Here is a 21,294-nt window from a genome sequence, read left to right on the forward strand (position 1 = left end):
CGGGAATAAGAGAATCAGTCAGCAAAAAACTCACAAGTCTATCTTGTGAGTTTTTTGACGGTTATCATTGGTATTCTGACATGACTTCTTCAACTTGACCTAAGGTGATTCCAAATAATTCTAAGCGTTTGAGTAATTGTTTGCCATTGCAATAGCCAATCCTTAATGCCTCGCCTAAATATTCTCGTCTTTGACGACTATCTTTTCCTAAGGTTAATCCAAGCCGCATCAAATCGGCACTGGTAATATCAAAGTGATTATCGTCATCGTAAACTCGGGTTACCTTTTTCAAGGCCTTTTGTAAATCATCAAAAGAAGCGTGTTCCACGCCTAAGGAGCGACCTTTTGATTTGGAACTAGGTACGGCTTCATCTCGTTTGAGGAAAGCATGTTGAGCCTTAGGAACTGCCGCCATAATCAACTTACGGATGCGTTCCCCGTTATAATCAGGGTCGGTAAAAACGATTACCCCTCTTAAATCTTGTAACCGTTGTATTCTCTCAAGGTCATCTTCCGTAATAGCTGACCCTCTTGTCTCGTAAGTATCAACATCATAAAAACGCCGCAAGTTAGCCGTGTCGTCTTTACCTTCTACGACCACAACCTCATGAATTCTAATTCTATCTGTCAATTCTGAATATCCTTTTTGCATTTTCTGTTGTCGCGGCAGCCACTTCTTCAACTGAAATGCCTCGCAATTCCGCAATCTTATCAACCACGTACCGTGTATAAGCAGTGCGATTCTCCCGACCACGCTTTGGAACAGGAGCCAAGTAAGGTGCGTCTGTTTCTACCAGGATTTTTTCTAGGGGTAATTGCTGCGCTGCTTCCTGAATGTCCAGTGCTTTTTTGAAGGTGACGACTCCTGAGAAGGAAATCATCATTCCTAATTCAACAAATTTTTGGGCCATTGCCAAGCTTCCAGAGTAAGAATGCATGATGCCACCGCGTGGCCCTACACCAACTTCTTTGATAACATCATAAGTATCCTCTAGAGCCTCACGTGTATGAACCACAAAGGGCAAATCATAGGCTTTGGACAGTTGAATCTGTCTTTTAAAAACCTTAATTTGAACCTCTTTGGGATCCTCCATCCAATGATAATCCAAACCAATTTCCCCTAAAGCAATCACTTTAGGGTCTTTTAAATGCGAGACAATCATCTCCTCAACATCTTGGTTATAGGATCCGGCTTCTGTTGGATGCCAACCGATAGTGGCATAGATGTCAGGATAGTTATTAGCTAAGAACAGAGCTCCATCAATGGTTTCTTGATCAAAACCAACAACATTGTGGTAACCAACTCCCATTTCCTTAGAGAGAGCAAGTTCTTCTTCTATTTTTCCTTTGAAATTATCTACATTTAAGTGGGTATGTGTGTCAAAAATAGGGATCATTTGTCTTCCTTTAATCATGCTTTTGATTGACTCATTAGTGTTCCAATTCTCCCTATTATACCATAAAAAGGAATCCTTAATTGGATACCTTTATTCAAAAAATGATAAGAGGTGTAAAATCTCTAGGGCATGATGACTTTGACAAATCTGATCCATCCGTTCTTGGGATTGACTCACATAACGAATGACTGAAAAGAGTTTTTTAAATTCCGCATTTTTCAAATCGTCTTTACTAACAGAAATCATAATGACAATCCTAATTGCCTCATTATGCCAGTTCCCCTCCCTCCTCCTCCATCTGTTACAAGTATAAACTTATCATCTCCTTAACAATATGCTATACTGATTGATAGGGCTTACAGGAGGAAAAAATTATGCGACATAAACATCATTTCATGAGCAAAATTGAGGAAGCCATTGAACAAATGACACCTTTAGAAAAAGAAATTGCGCGTTTTTTTATCGAATCAGATTTGAAAGATGATGATTTAGCATCTGCCAAAATCATCTCACGTCTACATATTTCAAACGCCGCTTTAACACGCTTTGCTAAAAAATGTGGCTTTTCAGGTTACCGTGCCTTTTCCTTTGAGTACAGTAAAAGTGTACAAAAAAATGAGTCAAATGGTCAAAACTTTACCTTAGAACGGACAAAACGGGTTTTATTTGATTACGATTCCCTGATTGATAAAACATACGATCTCGTTGATGAGGCTAAGTTGCAAGCATTAGCTCAAAAAATTGATCAATCGGAACGTATCTATTTCTATGGCAAAGGAAGCTCTGCATTGGTTGCTCAAGAAATGAAACTTCGTTTTATGAGACTTGGTCTCATCTGCGATGCTTATTCTGACACCGACGGATTTACATGGGCCAATAGTTTAGTCAATGAAAAATGTCTGGTTATCGCTTTTTCACTTTCAGGTAAAACGCAATCTGTTATCTCGGCCCTAGAGAAAGCTAGTCAAAAGGGAGCTCCAAGTATTTTACTCACAACACATCCTAAACCTGCTTTCCCCAAAGAAATCGAAGTCATCAAAGTGGCTTCTACCCATAAACTCAATTACGGAAACCGCATTTCGCCACAATTCCCCCTGCTCATCATGATGGATATCATTTACGCCTATGTCTTAGCTATTGACAAAGCGAAAAAAGAAGAAATTTTTAAAGATACGATTATAAATTAAGAAAAGAATCCTAAGGCATTAGGATTCTTTTTCGGATGACATGATTGTAGAACCAATTAAGAAATCATAAATCAAATCATTGACACCAACATTTAAGGCCTCATGACCGTACTCAGGTAAAACATAATGATGTTTTTGGCCTTCTAATCTGTTAAATATTGCGTATTGCGTTGACGGAGGACAAACATCATCATCCATTCCAGTTACCATTAACACGGGATTTTTAATCCGTTGTGCCATATTTTTGACATCAATATAGGATAAGATCTGAAAGATTTTTTCCTCCGTTAGGTGAAACGGATCTGTAAATTTAAAATATCTAAATAATTCATCATAAGCTTCTGAATGATTACCAAGTTCAAGAACCCTTTCAAAGTCAGATAGAAAAGGATAAACGGTTACTGTCTTTTTGATCGAGGGATGAAGGGCTGCCGCTACTAAAGCAAGGGCACCACCTTGTGAAGCTCCTAAACTATAAAGCATATCTTCATCAACCATTGATAAAGAAGAAACAATTGATATCAGACGGTAAATGTCCAAATAAACATGTTTATAGAATAAGTGTTCTCGTCCTTCACTAACTCCCCTAATGACCTGACCTTTGACGGTAATCCCTTTATATTGACCAGAATCGACTGAGTGACCTGCTTGGCCAGGAACATCCATGCATACGACAGCATAACCCGCTGCAATATATTTGAGATTTTCTGTCCAATCTGGACTTTGTCCTTGGTAGCCATGAAAGACAAAAATGACTGGAACAGGTTCATTGACATTAGGAAATAGGCATTTTGCATAAACTCTACCTTTTCCACTAGCTTCAAATGTCAGTTCAAAACATTTGACAAAAGATAAGCCAAAATCTTTTTCTTTCAATTGATAAGGAATAGACTCTTTAATCTTTTGAAGATTGGAATTCCAAAAATCGTTAAAGTCTTCTGGAACTTCCCTTTTCCCCCTGTATGCCTGTAAGTCTTTTTTTGCTAACGTTTCAATCATGCCAAAGTTCTCTCCTTTTGTTTTTGACAAAAATGGTAATAGGCCCCTAGCATACCAGCATCATTCTTATGTTGAGCAAAACGTACGTCTAAAACCTCGAATAGACTTGAAACAAGATACTTTTTAAGAGCTTTTTTTATCAATGGTGCTAGGTAATCCTCTTGAGCCATAATGCCTCCACCTAAAACAATAAGATCTGGATTAGTGACATAAGCCATATTAGCAAGCCCTTGACCAAGAAAATCTACCGTTTGCTGGATTGCCGCAATACAGTGCTGATCTCCTTTTTTAGCCTCTTCAAAAATACGTCGTCCATTCCAACTTTCTTCAGACTCATTTTTTCTTTTGGCCACATCTTTTATTAAGGCCGTTGTAGAAGCCAAATCTTGGAAAGAACCTTTTCCAAGATGCATATAACCGACTTCACAGGCCGAATTGCCAACACCAGAGAAAATGTGATTATCGAGTAGCAAGCATCCTCCTATCCCTGTACCAATTGTCAAACATAAAGCCACTTTACTATCTTTTGCATTTCCAGAAATTGCTTCCGCTAAACCAGCGCAATTAACATCATTTTCAATTTCACAAGGAATGTGAAAACAATCTTCAATCTCACTTTTAAAGGATGTTCCAGCATAATTGGGAATTTGGGGACCTGAATAAAAAATTTCTCCCTTATCCGGGTCAACCATTCCCGCTGAAGAAATGGCTACTCCTGAAAGGGGATTTTTTTCCTGATATTGCTTGATCAAGTCTTTCACTTTTTCAAGAATTGCAGGTCCACCTTTATAAGCTTCTGTAGCCATTTCATGCTTTTCAATAAAGGTACCAGTTTCAGTTAATAAACCATACTTTATAGCTGTTCCACCAATATCAATAGAGAGATAATAAGTCATATCACTTCCTCCTGTCGTTAACAAAATGTTTCCTTTGCTTGCTGAATCAGTTTCGCCGCTTGAAGACAAATAGCTTTGTCCTCATCTCTCAAATTGCTTAAAGGAGAACGAACACCTCCAATATCTAAGGAGTCATTGATACGAAGAACTTCTTTTATGACTGCATACATATGCCCATGAGCGGACACCAAGACTGTAATGATATCGTTAATAGCATATTGCAATTGTTTAGCTTTTTGCAAATCTTTCTCAGAAATGAGTTGATTTAACTTCAAGAAAAGTTCTGGCATGGCTCCGTATGTTCCACCAATTCCAGCCTCAGCTCCCATTAGGCGACCTGCTAAAAACTGTTCATCAGGGCCATTAAAGACAATATGATTTTCTCCTCCAATAGAACAAAATTGTTGAATATCTTGTACTGGCATGGAAGAATTTTTAACACCAATAACTCGTTCGTTTTTGAGCATTTCCTGATACAAACTTGCATTGAGTTCAGTTCCAGCTAATTGAGGAATATTGTAAATAATGAAATCAGTATCTGGCGCAGAAGCTGAAATGGTCTGCCAATAGTCGGCTACTGCGTAATCAGGGAGTCGAAAATAAATTGGCGGAATAGCTGCTATGGCATCTACACCCATTTCCTCTGAGTGTTGGGCTAGAAGAATACTATCTTTAGTATTGTTACAAGCCACATGGTTTATGATGGTTAACTTTCCTTTAGCTACCGACATCACATTTTCTAGGACTAAGATGCGATCCGCCACACTTTGATAAATACATTCTCCTGAAGAGCCGTTTAAGTATAAACCTTGAACGCCTTTATCCATATAATAATGTGTCAAGGCCTGTACTCTTTCAGGGCTAATTTCTCCCTTCTCATCGTAGCAAGCATAAAATGCTGGGATAATGCCTTTATATTTGTCTAAATGTGTCATGATTATCTCTTCCTATTCTCATTTGTTTCTTTATCGTCAGTCATCCGAACTTTGAAGACAACTTTTTTAACCTGTTCATCTTTTAGCACTTGTCCGCCAGGTTGATGTTTTTCTTCAGGGAAAAAGACAATGAAATACCCTGGTCTCAAGAGAAGTTCTGCAATGACTTGGGATTGAGCCAAGGCAAAATCATTGTCACTATCATATGGTTTGATATCATTTCCCTTTTCATCACCATAAAAAATCTTTTCCGAGCCCTCCAAAATGATATGAATATCAGCATATTCTTTATGGTATTCGTAAGTACTCGAACTTTTTTCTTCAAAAACGCTGTTAGTATAATTCAAAAAGAGCTCTTGATCCTTGATAACACTTTGACCAAAAGGTAGACTTTGAAGGTCATTGTTCAAAATATAATCAATAGCCTCAGCAAGTCTTGGATGTAAATAGCGATAGTTTGACAGTTGGCTGATTGCATCAAAAATCATGTTATCTCCTTTTTGAAGTGTTTATTTAAGTGCTTTGGAATGTTTTTGACCTTCTTCAATTGCTTTATTTCCATTTTTAACAAATGCATCTAAGGCATCTTTAGAAGATTTTTCCCCTGTTAAAGCTGCTTGAATTTCTGGGAATAAAGCATTTCTGATTTCAACATAACCCGGAGTATTATTTGAAAAGTTAATCACATGTTTATCATTATTGATATAGGTTTCAAGCAATGGATTGTTTGCTTTTTCTTTGTCAACCAATGATTTACGTACTGGCACGAAGTTCATACTAGCTTTGATTAATTCTTCGTTTTCAGAATAATATTTCACAAAATCCTTAGCCAATTTCATACGTTTGTCACCGTTAGTATTAAATACAGCAGAACCTAAAACATAGGTGAATGATTTTGGATCTTCTACATTTGGAACATTTGCTAAACGGGCATCAAATTTAGTTAAAGTTCCATTATTCATGCTATCTTGCATGCCTTTATAAAGAACGGAATTGGTAAAACTAATAGCTACTTGTTGATTTTGGAACATGGCATTAACATCATTACTTGTCAATGATTCTGCTCCTGAGGTAATCATTTTTTTATCATTAAGCTCTTTAATAAAATCTAGTGCTTCGACACCTTTTTTATCATTAACAGTTAATTTTCCATCTTTACCAAAGAAAGATGAGCCAAACATTCTAAGGTACATCATCGTCCAGGTATCAGCCTGATTATTTTTAGCATAAAATCCAAGCGGAGAAACGTTCTCATTGCTAGCTTTTAAGCCGGTTAAAATCGTTTTAAAATCATCTACTGTCCAATCTGCAATTTTTTCTTTATCAGCAATATACTTTTGAAGACCCGCTTTTTCAAACATTTCAGCATTATAGACTAGCATGCCTGGATTTTGCGCAAATGGGTAAAAATAGGTTTTTTTGTTAATAGAAACATTCTTCCAAACAGATGAAGAAATATCTGATTTGCTTTTTGAGTCAATAATATTATCTAAAGGCGCTAACAGACCTTGATGCGCGTAATTGCTAATAGCAAAAGTAGATTCGAAGAAAACATCTGGAAGAGTTTTCGTTTGTGTGGCAACACTTAACTTGCTATCTCTTTCCTCGCCTGGGATAACCTGAACACTAATTTTTTTCCCTGGATGTTCCTTTTCATACATGCTTGCTGCCGTTTTAAAGAAAGAATCATAATCAGCTCCTTCCTCTGTCCCGCTGTATGTTCCTTTCCATTGTGGTGTTAACCATACTTCAATTTGATTTTGATTTTTATCACTTTTAGCTGATTCTTTTTTGGAAGAACATGCTGTAAGTCCTACAAAGGGCAAGATAGCTAGTGTAGCTAATTTTAAGATTTTTTTTGACATTTTGACATTCCTTTCAACTATATAATTTTAAAGTAGACAAAGTGACTTATTCTTTGATGGCACCATTTGTAGCGCCTTTTACAAAGAATCGTTGGAACATAAAGAAGATAATGATCATTGGCAAGGCAGCAATAGCCGCACCTGCTACTTTTAAACCAATATTGGGATTGATATCTTGCTGTAAGCTAGCCACCCCAATGGTTAGTGTTTTCATTTCTTTACTTCTTGCCATCAATAACTGCCACAAATAATCATTCCAAGCAGTTACAAAGTTTAGAATAAATAGAGCTCCTATACCAGGTTTTACAATTGGTAACATGAGCTTTGAAAAAACCGTCCATTCACTAGCACCATCAATCTTCGCGGATTCACGGATAGATTCTGGAATAACTTTAAAATAAGAATAAAGCATAAATGTTCCAAAACCTGTTGCTAGATTGGGAATGATCATGGATTGGTAGGTATCAATCCAATTCAAATTTTCAATAATATCAAATAATGGCACAATGAAAGTTTCTTTAGGTATCATGATAGAGGCAATAACGGTTAAAAAGAGAACTGTTCTACCTTTAAATGATAATTTTGAAAAGCCATAGGCTGCTAAAGCTGAAATGAAGACACTCAATAAAGCTGTTAAAAAAGAAACGATAAAACTATTCAGGACCCATTTTAGTGTTGGTTGCCCGGCAAATAGTTCCCCCAAATTTCCCATGTACCATTTTTGAGGGAGAATATCGGGTGGCATTTTGTAAATTTCTGCTGAGGTTTTAAAGGTATTAGTCACTAACCAAAATAATGGAAATAGGAAAAATAAGGCCAAAACTAAGACTATAACATTTGTGATGAGATCAAATTTTTCCATCTTTTTTAGTTTTTCAAGCATATCTTCTCCTATCGATCTGTTTTTATAAAGCTTCTTAATTGTGGCACACTCAGTATGAGTGCAATCATGAACATCAGAACACCAATTGCTGAAGCAGCCCCTGTGTTATTGTAAACAAATGCATTTTGATAGAGGTAATACATCATTGTCACAGAAGCATTATTTGGACCACCACCTGTTAACAGCTGAATAACGACAAATATTTTTAATACAGCAATAATATTAATGACAATGAGGTAGGCTGTTGTCGGACGAACTAAAGGAATAATAATATGGCGAATACGTTGCCATCTGGTTGCCCCGTCTAATTGAGCAGCCTCAAAATAATCCGGTGAAATCCCAATCATGGTCGCTAAATAAAGAATAATAGCTTGTCCCACATTTCCTACAAAGGTCACAAAGACAATAATTGGCATAACTGTTTTAGAATTACCTAAGAGATTGACATGACTGGCTCCCATTTGTTGAAAGACATAACTGACCAAACCATTCGATGGATTTAGTAAAAAATTCCAAACAATACTCATAACAACCATTGAAACCATAACAGGAAGATAGTATGAACCCCTGATAAAAGAGACGTATCTTGCATTTTTATCATAAACGGTCGTTGAGACAAAAAGAGCGAATATAATGGTTAATAACACAATGGCGACTACAAAAAAGACCGTATTCAGAATTGATTTGACAAAAACCGCATCTTCAAATAATGCTTTAAAATTATCTAGCCCTACAAAGTAAGAATCCATGCCGTAAACCTTATAGAGGCTCATCTTGAATCCTTTAATGACCGGATAGACAATAAAAATAAGCATTAAGAGCATTTGTGGAGCTATAAATAGATAGCCTGCCGTTTGACTCGTGTTCTTTCGTATCCTATTTTTTTCTAAGCTCAAAGCCATTCACCTCACATATCCTTAGTCTTTCAAAGCCTTTATAAATCTCGCAGCTATTTCCTTTGGTCTTGTTATAGCACCACCAATGACGATACCCGCAACACCCAATTCATTGATTTGGCGCGCTTGTTCTGGAGTATGAATCCTTCCTTCTGCGATAACTGGTATACCTTCTTGGCAAAGCTCCGCTATTAAAGTCATATCTGGCCCCTCTTGTTGACGGCTATAGGAAGTATAGCCAGAGAGGGTGGTTCCTACAAAATCAATTCCTGCTTCAAAAGCTTTAAGCCCCTCTTCAAACGTACTAATGTCTGCCATAAAGAGCTGATTCGGATATTTCCTTTTGATTTCTCTAATAAAATCCTCTATTGGTCGACCATCATAACGTTGACGTTTTGTGCAGTCTAATGCTATAACAGCAATGCCTAGTTCTGCCAGTTGATCAACTTCAGCCATTGTAGCTGTAATAAAAGGCTCCTGAGGTGGATAATCCTTTTTGATGATACCAATAATAGGCAAATCAGTCACCGCTTGAATTTCTTTGATATCACGAACAGAATTTGCTCGAATACCAACTGCTCCTGCCTCTTCAGCAGCTTTTGCCATCAAAGGCATAACGCCACCTTCAGGAGAATATAATGGCTCCCCTGGCAAGGCTTGACAAGAGACAATTATGCCATCTTTAATGTTTGTTAAAAAAGTTTCTTTGCTGATTCTATCAGGCATTTGATTGCTCCTTTGGGTAATGTATTAAAGAGAACGTTCACAATTTTCATTATAACAATAAATAAAGCGTTTTCAATAGTTTATAGGCCTTTAGATAATACTTTCAAAATCAGGTCTTTTTTCTCAAATTCTGAAACTATTTTCAGAGCACAAAAAAACCAAGAGCCTCGAGCACTCTTGGTTTGATTTTATTTTGTATTCGCAATTATGCAGATAATACTTTACGTCCTTTACGACGACGGCTAGCTAGCACGCGACGTCCGTTTTTTGTTGACATACGGTGACGGAATCCGTGTTTACGTTGACGACGGATTTTACTTGGTTGATAAGTACGTTTCACAATGAATACCTCCTCATAGATTTTCGTATTCGTTTAGCCGGCTATTGTGATATCAGTTACTAAACATACCATAATATTCTATTATATATTGACTGCCTTGTCAAGATATATTTTCTTTCAGTATGTGTCTGAAATTTTATATAGGAAGATAATCACAATTTCCATTAATTAACTTACTTGTAAAAGATGGTTCTCCTCATTTAAATTTCCTATATTGTTGAAAAAATAAATTTTATATTATATAATTGTGGTATATGAATTATAAATTCATTAAATAAAACAAGGGTATTGATATGAAGAAAGAAAACCAATTTTTTATTCTTACTAGACTTTATGTTTACATTTTTATTCTTGTCGGATTCATATTTCACGATTTAAACTATAAATATATCTTTTTCTTATTGAGTATTCTCCTGATCTGTTATGAAATTCTCGATACTTATGCTAATATAAAGAGATTAAAGTAAATAACCAGGCTTATCATTACTGAATTGAATTATCCTTTATAACAAGGAACAAAATATAACAAATTAAACAATCTAATGTGTTACTGGTTAATAGGCATGTTACCATAATAAAATATTCCCGAAGGAATCAATTTTAATGGGATTTTTCAGGAATGTTTTTCTTTTATCAGTTTTGCTCCTAGAATCAGATATGAATTAGGATTATTGATTAATCATATTAAAACTCATGTCCAACGAAAAATTAATTATATTTTGTTCAAAAGATTTTAAGTCGATGAAAATTAGAGCGATGTAAACCAAGGAAAAGATTATAAAAATTAGAAACTTTAAAATTAATAAGTAAAACACTTTAAACTGAAGTTTAAAGTGTTTTTCTGTCCTATGACTAAGTAAGTTTTTTAAACATAATTGAATATATCTAAGAAACAGTAGTGGCTCCGCAAGTAGCTAAAAACGCAAATAACGCTGCCACCCCTGCAATTCTTCCTGCTGTTGAGGAAGCTAATTTTGCTGCTGCTGCTTCAAATTTTCCTGCTTTAAATAGATTCACTATTCCCTTTAGTGTCACTAAACTAATTGTTGACCCCCAAGCTTCTTGTATACACCTTTGAATCCACGAAAAATCAGCTCTTTTAAAACGATTATTTTTTGAAATCAATATATTTATGTCATTTCCTTTTAAAACATATTCGATTTCATAAATTTTCTTATTTACCAATTCCGAAATGTTTGTTGAACCATTTGTGACTTCATCATTTAGACTATCCTTCATTAGATAGACACCTTTGACACTCTCATTATCGTAATTATAATATTGTTCAGTTTCAGTCTCATTAACATAAAATTTATTAGTTAATTGATCATATTGGATTAATTCTCTATAAATTGTAGTTACTTCAGAAGATAATCTAGAAATATTTTCATTTGCCAATATATTTTCTTTGTTTTGCTCTATGTTTTTGTGTAACTCATTTGCATAAATAATTGTTGAAAATATATTTGATAATAATAAAATCATTGTGGATAAAGCAATAAAAATCTTTTGTATTTTTTTCATATCAAACTCCTCCTAACTTTAAAATATATTCGCCAATATGTCCGCATAGCATATTTTAGATAATATAATTCCCGTATTTAATCCTTTCTAACCTAAATTGCTATTGCTAAAATAATTTTATCAAAAAAAGGAGATTTTTCAGTTCTATTTTTATGATATTATAATAAATTAGGTTTTTATTGTTTTGTAATTTTTTTTAAAATGGAAATGTTAGGGTTATTAACGGTAAACTAAAAACGTGATTTCTTTTGTTTTCATATATATCACATACATTCGATCAATTGGATTTTTAACAAGATATTTTATTAATTGCTATTTAGCGAACAGTAACCTTCAATTTTTTTAAAGATGACCTTTTTTAGAAAAACACCCCTTTTATCGAATTGCTCTCTAAAAATCTTATTGGTTACGTCTTTTTCCTTGTCGTCTTTCCTGTAATTTTTTGTTGATTTCTTTGCTGGTTTGATAATTCAAGAGATAGATACAGAGCCAAACAATGAGATAGATGATTAGAAATCTGATAAAGAAAGGCACAAAATAGTCTGGGTTTATCCATCCATTATAATAGTTGATGGCATACACCAAGAGCAAGATGCCAAGGAAATGAAGGAGATTTTGTAAGATAAAAGGTATTTTTTCCCAATCATAAATTAAAGAAACCAGTCCCATAAGCCCACTAAAGAAGAGGCAAGAAGCAATATTTGAGAAGGTTTGTGTTTGGACATTGCTAAGAGCCAAACTGATAATGTAGAGAATCCCACCAATGCCCATGCCATAAATATAAGTGTTAATTATTTTCTTCATGATATTCCCCTCATAGTCCTAAGGCTTTTTCCAAATTTTTGACATAACGTCTGCTAATAATGACTTTAATCTTATTGGTTAGGATTGCTAGCATATTCCCAGAAAATGAGGCTTCCATCATTTCTAGGTGGTTGATATTAATAATGCTTTGCTTAGACACTTGTATAAATTGTTCTGTCGCTAGCTTTTCTTTTATTTTGTAGAGCCGTTGACGGGTTTTGAAACGCGATTTACATGTCATAATATCTAAATAATCTCCATCCACTTCAATAGCAATAATGTCATCGAACTTTACGAAATGAATCTGATCAGCCTCTTTAACTGCTAGCATATCTGATTTGGTTAGTTGATAGGATTCCAAATAAGTGATTAAAGAAATCACTTCACTGTCATAGACCTTTTTTTCAATGGTAACCTCTATCTCATCTAATCCTTGTTTTTCTTTAAACTGCCATTTCATAAGACTTTCCTCTACTTTTTTTCTTAGCTCTATCTTATCAAAATTTTGACGACTCTTACCTCAGAAAGAACTAAGTGGTCGAAAAAGAATGACAAGCGGTAACACTTAAGCTTTCTCTCTTCTAATGACAATCAAGAAAACTAAGAAAAAGAGCATTCCAATAATGGTCATGAAAACAATATGATAATCTTGACTGATAGTTGTTAACTTATCCCACTTAAGACCGATTCCCATAAATGTTTTAAAGTCAGCATTGGCCATTCCTAAATCCACAAGCAATTCTTTCATCAAAACTTGCCTATAAAGAGAGGCAATATAGGTCGCAGGAGTCAATTTAACCAAAGTTTGGGCAAAATCTGGTAAAACGCCAATTGGCATATAGACACCGACTAAAAATCCTGAAGCCGTTCCAATAATAGTTGAAAGTCTACTTTCAACCTCACTCGAATGCACGAATTGCAAGATAATGGTCGCAAATAATGAGGCTTGTAAGGAAGCAAGTAAGGCAATAAAAGCGAGTTCGGGTAAAAAATTCACTTGCCATTCTAGCTGATCTTGCCATGAAAAGTAGGTAAACATAATGACAAAAACAAGTCCCTGCATGATCAAAGATATTAAGGTCCCACTCAAAAAATAGCCTATGGTCAATGAGAGTGGCGAAACATCCGTCAAGAGTAAATCATCCCAAACAGACTGCTCTTTATCAGAAACAATCCTCGATAAAGCAGCCCATGATGTCGTGATTGCTGTTACCGCTAGAACGCCCCCCATAATCCAAAAATCCAAATAGGGTTTAGGATCGGTAAAACTTTTTTCCCATGACAAGACTAGATTTTTTTGTAAAAAAATAATGTAAAGGAAAAAGGCGATAAGTGCCCCTAGAAGGGAAAAGAAAATACTAGCCTTTTGTTTAAAATATAAGCTTAAATGTCTTTCTATTGTAGCAATCATGATTCCATTTCCTTTCCAGTAATCGCTAAGAAGGCGTCGTTAAGACTGCCTTTTTGATAGTCAAAATCCTTCAGCTGTAACTCATATTGCTTTAAAATGGCAATGACTTCTTGCGGCGATACATTCTCAAACTCTAAGATTTCTTCTATCGGCTGCGAACCAGGACTAGACTCTTCTGATTTCATAACAGTGACTTCTAAACGATTCTTGGCATAATGATGGATCAGATCCTGACTGGACCCTTTAGCTAAGAGCTTACCCTGATCAATAATGTAAACCATATCAGCATTTTCAGCCTCTTCCAAATAGTGTGTTGTTAGAAAAATGGTCAAGCCTTCTTGTTCTTGCAGCTGTCGAAAAAGATTCCAAATTGATTGACGACTCTGAATATCTAATCCAGTCGTCGGCTCATCTAAGAATAGCAGCTGAGGTTTATGTATCAGTGCTCTTGCAATATCAACTCTTCGTTTTTGTCCTCCGGATAATGACTTGTATCTTTCCTTTAAGATAGATTCAATACCCGTCAAACGCATGATTTTTTGTAGCCATTCACGGTCTGAATGGCGGTACATTTTTAAACGATTGTTTAAGTTTTCACCAACTGTCAAATCAGCATCTAAAATCGACTGTTGAAAAACCATTCCTATTTTTAAATCAGATGCTCTCACAACTGAACCTGAACTAGGCTTTAACAGCCCCGTCAAAATCTTAATAGTGGTTGTTTTTCCTGCACCATTTGTCCCTAAATAGGCAACCAGACTACTTTTTTGAATGTCTATATCCAACTGATCAAGCACGCGCTTTGTACCATAATCTTTACTCAAACCCTCAGATTTAATTAAACTCACCATAGCAGTATCCTCCATGGCTTAATCATAACAAAAGCAAAAGGTAAATAGACATAAAATCAGCTAAGTGGTCATTTCACGCCCCTTAGCGGTTCTATGATATACTTAAGCTATGAAAAAGACACTAAGAAAATATTCTGACCACTACCAACTTCACATCAGCTACACTGTCCCAAAAGATCGACAAGCCGTTTGGGACCTGTTGACCACTCATAAGAGCATAGAGGAGTGGTTCCCTCAACTTAGCCGAACAAGAGATAGTCTCCTTTTTTCCGACGAGTCCTTTCAAGAAAAGCTGCGCATCACAGCTGAAAAACCACTCGAACTCTTTACCTTTGACTGGTTTGGAGCAAGGATTAGCTTCGCTTTACAAGAAACAAAAATGGGTAGCCAATTAGACTTCACTGAAGAATTACCTCTTAACTTCCCACATCCGCAACGTGATTTATCAGGTTGGGTCAATCAAAACTACCGCCTAGCAGACTATCTCAACAACAAAGAATGGCCTGATATGAAGACATATTTCAAAGAGAGCCAAGACTGGATTAACCAACAAATGCGCTAATAAAAAATAGTTCCCAAAAGGAACTATTTTTTATTGTTTTTGAAGACTGACAACCACATAGCGGTTTGGATCATTACCCTCTGAATAACTTTCAACACCTTCTATAGTTGAAATGGTTTTATGAACAATTTTACGCTCACTATTACTCATCGGATCCATAGTGTAATTCTCTTGACTTTCCAAAACACGACTAGCTACTTTTTGCGTGAAATCGATTAAAGTTTCTGTACGATGCTCAACATAATCATGAACATTTAAGGAAACCGAAAAATTCTTAGAATAACGGTCGTGTAAAAAGTTTTGAGCCAATAATTGTAAGGATTTTAAAACTTTTCCATGATAACCAATCACCCGTCCTGCTTCTTGCGTTTCAATTTGCAAGTTGATTTGACGGCGATTGTGACTTCTTTCAATGGTAGCTTCAATATCCATCTCATAAATAATTTTAGTGATGTAATCAGAAACTTCTTGACTTGCTTTTTCAATATCTTTGCTGACAGTATCTTCTGGAAACTCACTCGCTACGAATTCTTCAAAACTTTGCTCTTCAGCGTTTTCAGTTCCTTCGAGACTTTTTTCTTCATCAGCGATTGCTTCTTCTTCCACCACAGCTGTTTCTGTTAGCAGCTGATTTTCAACCTTTGCTTCATCAGCCTGAAATTCTTCAGGTTGGTCAATAGCGTCAGCTTCTTTTTGCTCCTGATTCTTTGCAACCCGTACATCATCCGGTCTAATAACAGGTGCGTTTTGACGATTAATGTCGTCAGGGACACCTCGGACCGCTTTTTTATCTGCTTTATAAACTGTTTTTTCGTTAATGGGCTCAATATCGACTTGCGCCAGCTTTTTCCCAAAACCTAAAAAACCTTTCTTTTCTTTTGAAATAACACGAATATGTGCTTTCATGCGAGGAATTTGTAATTCCCCGAGGCCTGTTTCAATTGCAGCCTCTACTGTTTTGCCTGTAAATACTACCATACAGCGATCTCCCTATTTTCTTTGTTTTAATGCTTTTTTACGAGCTCTTCTTTCTCTTAAACGGCGTTCTTTTTCTTCTTGTTCTTGTCGACGACGTTCTTCAATAATTTTAAATGGGTTATTGAGCAATAACAACTGAAAAACTTGGAAGGCGTTTGAAACAACCCAATAAAGAACGACACCGCTGGCCAACTTAAATCCCATCAGAAAAATCATAATGGGCATCATGTATGTCATAATGGTCATGACAACATTTTTTTCTCTAGCCGCTAGGTTTGTAAGCCAAGTGGATAAAAAAGTTAAGACTGCCGCTAAAACAGGTAAGATAAAATAGGGGTCATGTTGTGCCAAAGATACCCACATAAAAGTACCTGTTTTTAAGAAAGGTACACGGGTCAATGCCTGGAACAAAGCAATCATAACTGGCATTTGAATCAGTAATGGCAACATACTAGCATAAGGATTGACACCATGTGCTTTATAAAGTGCTTGGCTTTCCTCTGCTAATGCCATTCGGCTCTCTGTATCTTTTCCGGGATACTTCATCTGAAGCTTTTTGAGTTCCGGCTGAATATCTTGCATCTTTTGGCTTGATTTCATTTGCATATTAAACAAAGGCATCAATAAGATACGTATCAACAAAGTAAAGAGAATAATACCAATTCCAATTGAACCATTAAAGGACAACCATTGGACAGACTTGGCAAAAAAGTAAACTAATTGATCCCAACCATTTGATGACTGAGCAGAGACGTTTCCTCGGCTACAAGCTGCTAAAAGAGTTAGCATTGGTAACAAGGCTGCTATTTTAATGTTTTTTTTCACTTTCAAAACCTTCCTCGAGTAAATTGGCTAATTTTAGGACATGTTGTAGATTTTGTTTCACTTCCTGATAATCAAGATTCTCCACACCTTTTCGTGCTATAACAACAAAATCATCTCGTTTAAGATGATCTGAAAATTCCATTATCACATGTCTAATTTTTCGTTTGACAGCATTTCGGGTCACGGCATTACCTATCCGTTTCCCAACCGAAATACCCACTCGGTAGTGATCTTGTTCTTTTTCTAAAAAATGAATGACAAATTTTCGATTTGCCGTACTTTTCCCACCATCAAAAATGGCCTGAAAATCTTTCTCACGCTTGACACGATAGGATTTTTTCAAATTTCAACTCCAACTATCTAAATTAGTACCATTATACCATAAATCCTAAAAAAGCCTCAACCTTATTAGATTGTGGCTTATTCTCATTTATGATAAGTCTTTACGAGCAAGAGCTATTTGAGAAGAAACTTGATTAAACCCTGTTCCTCCAATCGATGTTCTTCTTTCAACTGCTGCTCTAGAGGTTAAGGTATCATAGATGTCCTCTTCAATAAGTGGACTGATCGCTTTAAAATCTTTAATAGGAATATCCTGTAAATAGATTCCTTCTTTACTGGCTTGTAAGACCAACTGTCCAACGATTTCATGCGCTTGTCGAAAAGGCATATCCTTATTTGCCAGATAATCCGCAAGCTCAGTCGCATTTGAAAAGTCTTTTTGAGTGGCACGGTACATGGTTTCTTTATGGACAGTCATCGTCGATAACATGCCTGCTAATATGTCAACAGCTACTAGTATTGTCTCTGCTGTGTCAAAGAGGCCTTCTTTATCTTCTTGCAAATCTTTATTATAAGCTAAAGGCAAGGCCTTCATAACTGTTAATAAGGAAAAGAGATTTCCATAGACGCGACCTGTTTTACCACGAATGAGTTCTGCCATATCTGGATTTTTCTTTTGAGGCATAATGGAAGATCCTGTAGAAAAAGAATCTGATAGGCTCACAAATTGGTATTCATAAGAAGTCCAAAGAATGATTTCTTCACAAAAACGACTCATATGCATCATCAACAGACTGGCATTAGCTAAAAATTCAATGATGAAATCGCGATCGGACACTGCATCTAATGAATTGTGATAGAGTTCATTAAAACCTAACAATTGAGCCGTTAGTTCCCTGTCAATAGGAAACGTTGTTCCAGCTAGAGCAGCAGCTCCGAGAGGAGACATATCCGTATGTTTCATATTAAATTTAAATCGTTCACTATCACGTGTAAACATCTGATAATAAGCCATCAAATGATGTCCAAAAGATATTGGTTGTGCATGTTGCAAATGCGTATAACCAGGTAATATGGTTTCAATATGCTCTTCTGCTAAAGTGACGAGAACTTTTCTTAGCTGAAGCAACTTCTCTAAGAGAGCCTCCAAGATATGTTTCAAATACAAATGCATATCGGTGGCCACTTGATCGTTTCGCGACCTTGCAGTATGCAATTTCCCAGCAAGTGGACCAATTTTTGCCAATAATTGTCTTTCAATAGTCATGTGAATATCTTCATCTTGACTGTCGAAAACTATTTCTTCTTCAAGGATATCTCTGTGAATGTCTTCGAGGCCAGTTTTAATAAGCTCAGCCTCATCTTTACTAATAATACCTTGTTGCCCTAGCATACTGACATGGGCAATTGAAGCTTTGATATCAAAAGTAGCCAGTTTATAATCAAAAGAAATGGAAGCTCCAAATTCTTCGACCCACTGTTCAAGACCTTTTTCAAATCGTCCGCCCCATAATTTTTGATTTCCCATCATACAACCCCTTTTTTATTTACTTGTGCATTGACCTGTGTTGGTAACCCCCACAACTTAATAAACCCAATAGCAGCTTCTTGATCAAAACTATCAGCTGACGTGTAGGTTGCCAAATTTTCATCATATAAGGAATTATCGGATTGACGCGCAACAACCTGTACATGCCCTTTATATAGTTTAACTTTTGCAATACCATTAACTACTTTCTGTGTTTCTTTGAGATAGGACAAAATAGCTTGGGTTGCTGGATTATACCACAAGCCATTGTAGATGAGATTTGACAATTCATTTTCAAGAATTGGTTTAAAGTGAGAAACCTCCCTAACAAATGTTAAATCCTCAATTTCTTTATGGGCCGCTAACAAAGTAATGGCTCCTGGACATTCATAAATTTCTCGTGATTTGATACCAACTAAACGATTTTCAACATGATCAATTCTACCAATCCCATGTGCACCTGCAATTTGATTTAACTCTATAATGAGATTTGCCAGTGACAAAACTTTTCCATTAAGAGCTATGGGAACACCTGCTTCAAAAGTAATATCAATATACTCTGGCCGATCTGGAGCCTCTTCAGGTGAAACAGTCATGTCATAGGCTTCTTCAGGAGCTTGATTCCATGGGTTTTCTAAAACACCACATTCATTAGCACGTCCCCATAAATTTTGATCAACCGAATAAGGATTATCTAAATCTGCTGGAATCGGAACACCATTTTCTTTAGCAAAAGCTATTTCTTCTTCACGAGACCAATGCCAGTCCCTAACCGGTGCAATGACTTCAATAGTTGGGTCTAATGCAGCAATTGCTATTTCAAAACGTACTTGATCATTACCTTTTCCGGTACAACCATGAGCAATATAGGTGGCACCACATTCATGAGCAATGTCAACCAACTTTTTGGAAATCAGCGGCCGACTTAAGGCAGATACTAATGGATATTTTTGTTCATAAAAAGCATGAGCTTGTAGTGCTGGTAATACAAATGCTTCTGCAAACTCTTCTTTAACATCAATAACATAAGACTCTATGGCCCCAATTTTAAGCGCCTTTTCATGGATAAACTGTAAATCCTTTCCTTCGCCAACATCCATACAGACCGCAATAACGTCAAAGTCTTTCTTGAGCCATGCAATGGCAACCGAAGTATCTAATCCACCTGAATAAGCCAACACAATTTTATTTTTATTCATATAAAACCCTCTTTTAAATAATTATTAACGACTATAATAACGTATAATTATTTAAAAATCAATAGTTTTGGTATTTTTATTCTAAGTAAACTCTTTTCCCAGACGATAATCTGGAAAAATATTTCTATCCCCTTCAATAGATATGTATATTTATTCTTACAAAAGTAAAAAAAAAACTCGGAATGCTCCGAGTTTTTTCAACTGATACAATCAGTTGTTATCATATCCAAACAAAGACAATTAAGTTTTGTTCTATTCTGCTTGAGAAGTTAGATCAAAAATACTATTTGTTTTATGGAGAGAGAGAGAGAAAACAATATTTTGATTGAATTGGGGATTAACTTCTTAAGATAGAAACAAAATGACGTCTTTATCTATGAATTTATTATAGCTAAAATGCTCAAAAATTTTTCTTTTTTTCCTGAAATGTCGGAATTTCGTCCTAAAATGTTCAAAATCACTCTTGTTTAGTGTAACATTTCCCATTTTTCGATTAATTGCTTCATTTTTAACCTTGAAACCGGACAAGAATCGCCATTTTCAAAATAGAGCATTTGATCAAATTTATCAATACGAACCACATTTTCAAGATTAACCAAAAACGATCTGTGACATAAGAATAGCTTCGGTGCAACTTCCTGAATTTCTGAAAGGTTTCCATAAAATTCTAAACGTTCCGTTAAAGTCCATAGACACACTTTATGAGGTGTCGTTGAAGTAGCGAAATAGAGGATATCTTTCTGAGGTAATTTTAATCGAGCCTGAGCTGTCTCAAAGTGAAACATTTCCTCAGGCTCCTTTGTAGACATCATTTTTTTGGTATATTGAATGCACTCACTAATTTGTTCTTTAAACTGTTGATTATCAACAGCTTTATCAATGAAATCTAGGGCTGACACTTTGTATTTAAATGAAATTGGAGCAAATTCTGAATGTGTTGTGACAAAAACAATGACCGCATTGGGATCCATCTTTCTAATTTCAGAAGCTACTTCAAGCCCTTTCTTTGTGGCATTTTTTATCTCAATATCTAAAAAGAATAATTGATGATCACCACGTTCATGAATACTATCTAGTAGTTTATCTGGATTCGAAAAAACTTCCATATAACTAACGGTGATTTTTTGCTCTTGCAAAACTTCTTCAATCGTTGCTTCTATACGATTTTGTTGAATAAAATCATCTTCAAGAATAAAAATGTTCATC

25 protein-coding genes are annotated in these 21,294 nt (G+C 35.8%); 2 read left to right on the forward strand and 23 right to left on the reverse strand.

The genetic code is table 11. The features are described 5' to 3' along the window. Positions 1-64: 64 nt before the first annotated feature. The 3 genes from rnmV to DQM95_RS10065 all read right to left on the reverse strand — a co-directional run bounded on the left by rnmV (position 65) and on the right by DQM95_RS10065 (position 1,643). Complete coding sequence (rnmV, locus tag DQM95_RS09015; RefSeq protein ID WP_015911945.1) at positions 65-652, reverse strand: ribonuclease M5; 588 nt, start codon at positions 650-652, stop codon at positions 65-67. Then, positions 621-1,397, reverse strand: a complete 777-nt coding sequence (locus tag DQM95_RS09020; RefSeq protein ID WP_037592611.1) for a TatD family hydrolase — start codon at positions 1,395-1,397, stop codon at positions 621-623. Before DQM95_RS09020 ends, rnmV begins: the two co-directional genes overlap by 32 nt. Before the next feature lie 90 nt (positions 1,398-1,487). Next, positions 1,488-1,643, reverse strand: coding sequence for a hypothetical protein (locus DQM95_RS10065; RefSeq protein ID WP_015911947.1), 156 nt, complete (start codon positions 1,641-1,643; stop codon positions 1,488-1,490). 128 nt (positions 1,644-1,771) lie between these two features. On the opposite strand from DQM95_RS10065, the gene DQM95_RS09025 reads away from it, so the two are divergent. After that, entirely contained in the window at positions 1,772-2,584 is an 813-nt protein-coding gene (locus tag DQM95_RS09025; RefSeq protein ID WP_037592609.1) for a MurR/RpiR family transcriptional regulator, read from the forward strand. 18 nt (positions 2,585-2,602) lie between these two features. Here DQM95_RS09025 and DQM95_RS09030 read toward each other — a convergent pair whose 3' ends face one another. From DQM95_RS09030 to DQM95_RS09095, 14 genes are all read right to left on the reverse strand, one after another. Next, positions 2,603-3,583, reverse strand: coding sequence for an alpha/beta fold hydrolase (locus tag DQM95_RS09030; protein ID WP_037592607.1), 981 nt, complete (start codon positions 3,581-3,583; stop codon positions 2,603-2,605). Continuing rightward, a complete protein-coding gene (locus tag DQM95_RS09035; protein WP_015911950.1) occupies positions 3,580-4,479 on the reverse strand; it encodes an ROK family protein in 900 nt (299 codons plus the stop codon). The genes DQM95_RS09030 and DQM95_RS09035 overlap by 4 nt, the downstream gene beginning before the upstream one ends. Positions 4,480-4,496: 17 nt before the next feature. Continuing rightward, positions 4,497-5,414 carry a dihydrodipicolinate synthase family protein gene (locus DQM95_RS09040; RefSeq protein WP_015911951.1) on the reverse strand — a complete coding sequence of 306 codons (918 nt, stop codon included), beginning with the start codon at positions 5,412-5,414 and terminating at the stop codon, positions 4,497-4,499. 2 nt (positions 5,415-5,416) lie between these two features. Beyond that, positions 5,417-5,902 (reverse strand): YhcH/YjgK/YiaL family protein, encoded by a 486-nt coding sequence (locus DQM95_RS09045; RefSeq protein ID WP_015911952.1) that lies wholly within the window; start codon positions 5,900-5,902, stop codon positions 5,417-5,419. 21 nt (positions 5,903-5,923) lie between these two features. Continuing rightward, positions 5,924-7,279, reverse strand: coding sequence for an ABC transporter substrate-binding protein (locus DQM95_RS09050; protein WP_037592605.1), 1,356 nt, complete (start codon positions 7,277-7,279; stop codon positions 5,924-5,926). A 46-nt stretch (positions 7,280-7,325) separates the two neighbouring features. After that, positions 7,326-8,162 carry a carbohydrate ABC transporter permease gene (locus tag DQM95_RS09055; RefSeq protein WP_015911954.1) on the reverse strand — a complete coding sequence of 279 codons (837 nt, stop codon included), beginning with the start codon at positions 8,160-8,162 and terminating at the stop codon, positions 7,326-7,328. An 8-nt stretch (positions 8,163-8,170) separates the two neighbouring features. Then, the gene (locus DQM95_RS09060) at positions 8,171-9,064 is read right to left on the reverse strand and encodes a carbohydrate ABC transporter permease (RefSeq protein WP_037592602.1); all 894 of its coding nucleotides are present in this window, start codon (positions 9,062-9,064) and stop codon (positions 8,171-8,173) included. A gap of 15 nt (positions 9,065-9,079) precedes the next feature. Beyond that, on the reverse strand, positions 9,080-9,784 hold the full coding sequence (locus tag DQM95_RS09065; RefSeq protein ID WP_015911956.1) for an N-acetylmannosamine-6-phosphate 2-epimerase: 705 nt from the start codon (positions 9,782-9,784) through the stop codon (positions 9,080-9,082). A 205-nt stretch (positions 9,785-9,989) separates the two neighbouring features. Beyond that, complete coding sequence (gene rpmH / locus DQM95_RS09070; protein WP_000831903.1) at positions 9,990-10,124, reverse strand: 50S ribosomal protein L34; 135 nt, start codon at positions 10,122-10,124, stop codon at positions 9,990-9,992. An 885-nt stretch (positions 10,125-11,009) separates the two neighbouring features. Beyond that, positions 11,010-11,648, reverse strand: coding sequence for a hypothetical protein (locus DQM95_RS09075; protein ID WP_037592600.1), 639 nt, complete (start codon positions 11,646-11,648; stop codon positions 11,010-11,012). A 399-nt stretch (positions 11,649-12,047) separates the two neighbouring features. Beyond that, positions 12,048-12,452, reverse strand: coding sequence for a DUF3021 domain-containing protein (locus DQM95_RS09080; RefSeq protein WP_015911958.1), 405 nt, complete (start codon positions 12,450-12,452; stop codon positions 12,048-12,050). A gap of 10 nt (positions 12,453-12,462) precedes the next feature. Further along, the gene (locus tag DQM95_RS09085; RefSeq protein ID WP_037592599.1) at positions 12,463-12,912 is read right to left on the reverse strand and encodes a LytTR family DNA-binding domain-containing protein; all 450 of its coding nucleotides are present in this window, start codon (positions 12,910-12,912) and stop codon (positions 12,463-12,465) included. A gap of 105 nt (positions 12,913-13,017) precedes the next feature. Then, complete coding sequence (locus tag DQM95_RS09090; protein ID WP_037592598.1) at positions 13,018-13,863, reverse strand: ABC transporter permease; 846 nt, start codon at positions 13,861-13,863, stop codon at positions 13,018-13,020. Continuing rightward, positions 13,860-14,714 (reverse strand): ABC transporter ATP-binding protein, encoded by an 855-nt coding sequence (locus tag DQM95_RS09095; RefSeq protein ID WP_037592597.1) that lies wholly within the window; start codon positions 14,712-14,714, stop codon positions 13,860-13,862. Before DQM95_RS09095 ends, DQM95_RS09090 begins: the two co-directional genes overlap by 4 nt. A gap of 109 nt (positions 14,715-14,823) precedes the next feature. On the opposite strand from DQM95_RS09095, the gene DQM95_RS09100 reads away from it, so the two are divergent. Next, the gene (locus DQM95_RS09100) at positions 14,824-15,276 is read left to right on the forward strand and encodes an SRPBCC family protein (RefSeq protein ID WP_111686008.1); all 453 of its coding nucleotides are present in this window, start codon (positions 14,824-14,826) and stop codon (positions 15,274-15,276) included. A 30-nt stretch (positions 15,277-15,306) separates the two neighbouring features. On the opposite strand, the gene jag is transcribed toward DQM95_RS09100, so the two are convergent. From jag to DQM95_RS09130, 6 genes are all read right to left on the reverse strand, one after another. Beyond that, entirely contained in the window at positions 15,307-16,254 is a 948-nt protein-coding gene (gene jag / locus DQM95_RS09105) for an RNA-binding cell elongation regulator Jag/EloR (protein WP_037592594.1), read from the reverse strand. A 12-nt stretch (positions 16,255-16,266) separates the two neighbouring features. After that, the gene (locus DQM95_RS09110) at positions 16,267-17,043 is read right to left on the reverse strand and encodes a YidC/Oxa1 family membrane protein insertase (RefSeq protein WP_100912337.1); all 777 of its coding nucleotides are present in this window, start codon (positions 17,041-17,043) and stop codon (positions 16,267-16,269) included. A gap of 19 nt (positions 17,044-17,062) precedes the next feature. Beyond that, positions 17,063-17,422 (reverse strand): ribonuclease P protein component, encoded by a 360-nt coding sequence (rnpA, locus tag DQM95_RS09115; RefSeq protein WP_015911964.1) that lies wholly within the window; start codon positions 17,420-17,422, stop codon positions 17,063-17,065. An 87-nt stretch (positions 17,423-17,509) separates the two neighbouring features. Next, on the reverse strand, positions 17,510-18,892 hold the full coding sequence (gene argH / locus DQM95_RS09120) for an argininosuccinate lyase (RefSeq protein ID WP_015911965.1): 1,383 nt from the start codon (positions 18,890-18,892) through the stop codon (positions 17,510-17,512). Then, on the reverse strand, positions 18,889-20,088 hold the full coding sequence (locus DQM95_RS09125; protein WP_015911966.1) for an argininosuccinate synthase: 1,200 nt from the start codon (positions 20,086-20,088) through the stop codon (positions 18,889-18,891). Before DQM95_RS09125 ends, argH begins: the two co-directional genes overlap by 4 nt. Positions 20,089-20,555: 467 nt before the next feature. Then, positions 20,556-21,293: a response regulator transcription factor gene (locus tag DQM95_RS09130; protein WP_037592591.1), complete on the reverse strand. Its 738-nt coding sequence runs from the start codon at positions 21,291-21,293 to the stop codon at positions 20,556-20,558. Position 21,294: the final 1 nt, after the last annotated feature.

Source organism: Streptococcus uberis, assembly GCF_900475595.1.
Classification (GTDB): domain Bacteria; phylum Bacillota; class Bacilli; order Lactobacillales; family Streptococcaceae; genus Streptococcus; species Streptococcus uberis.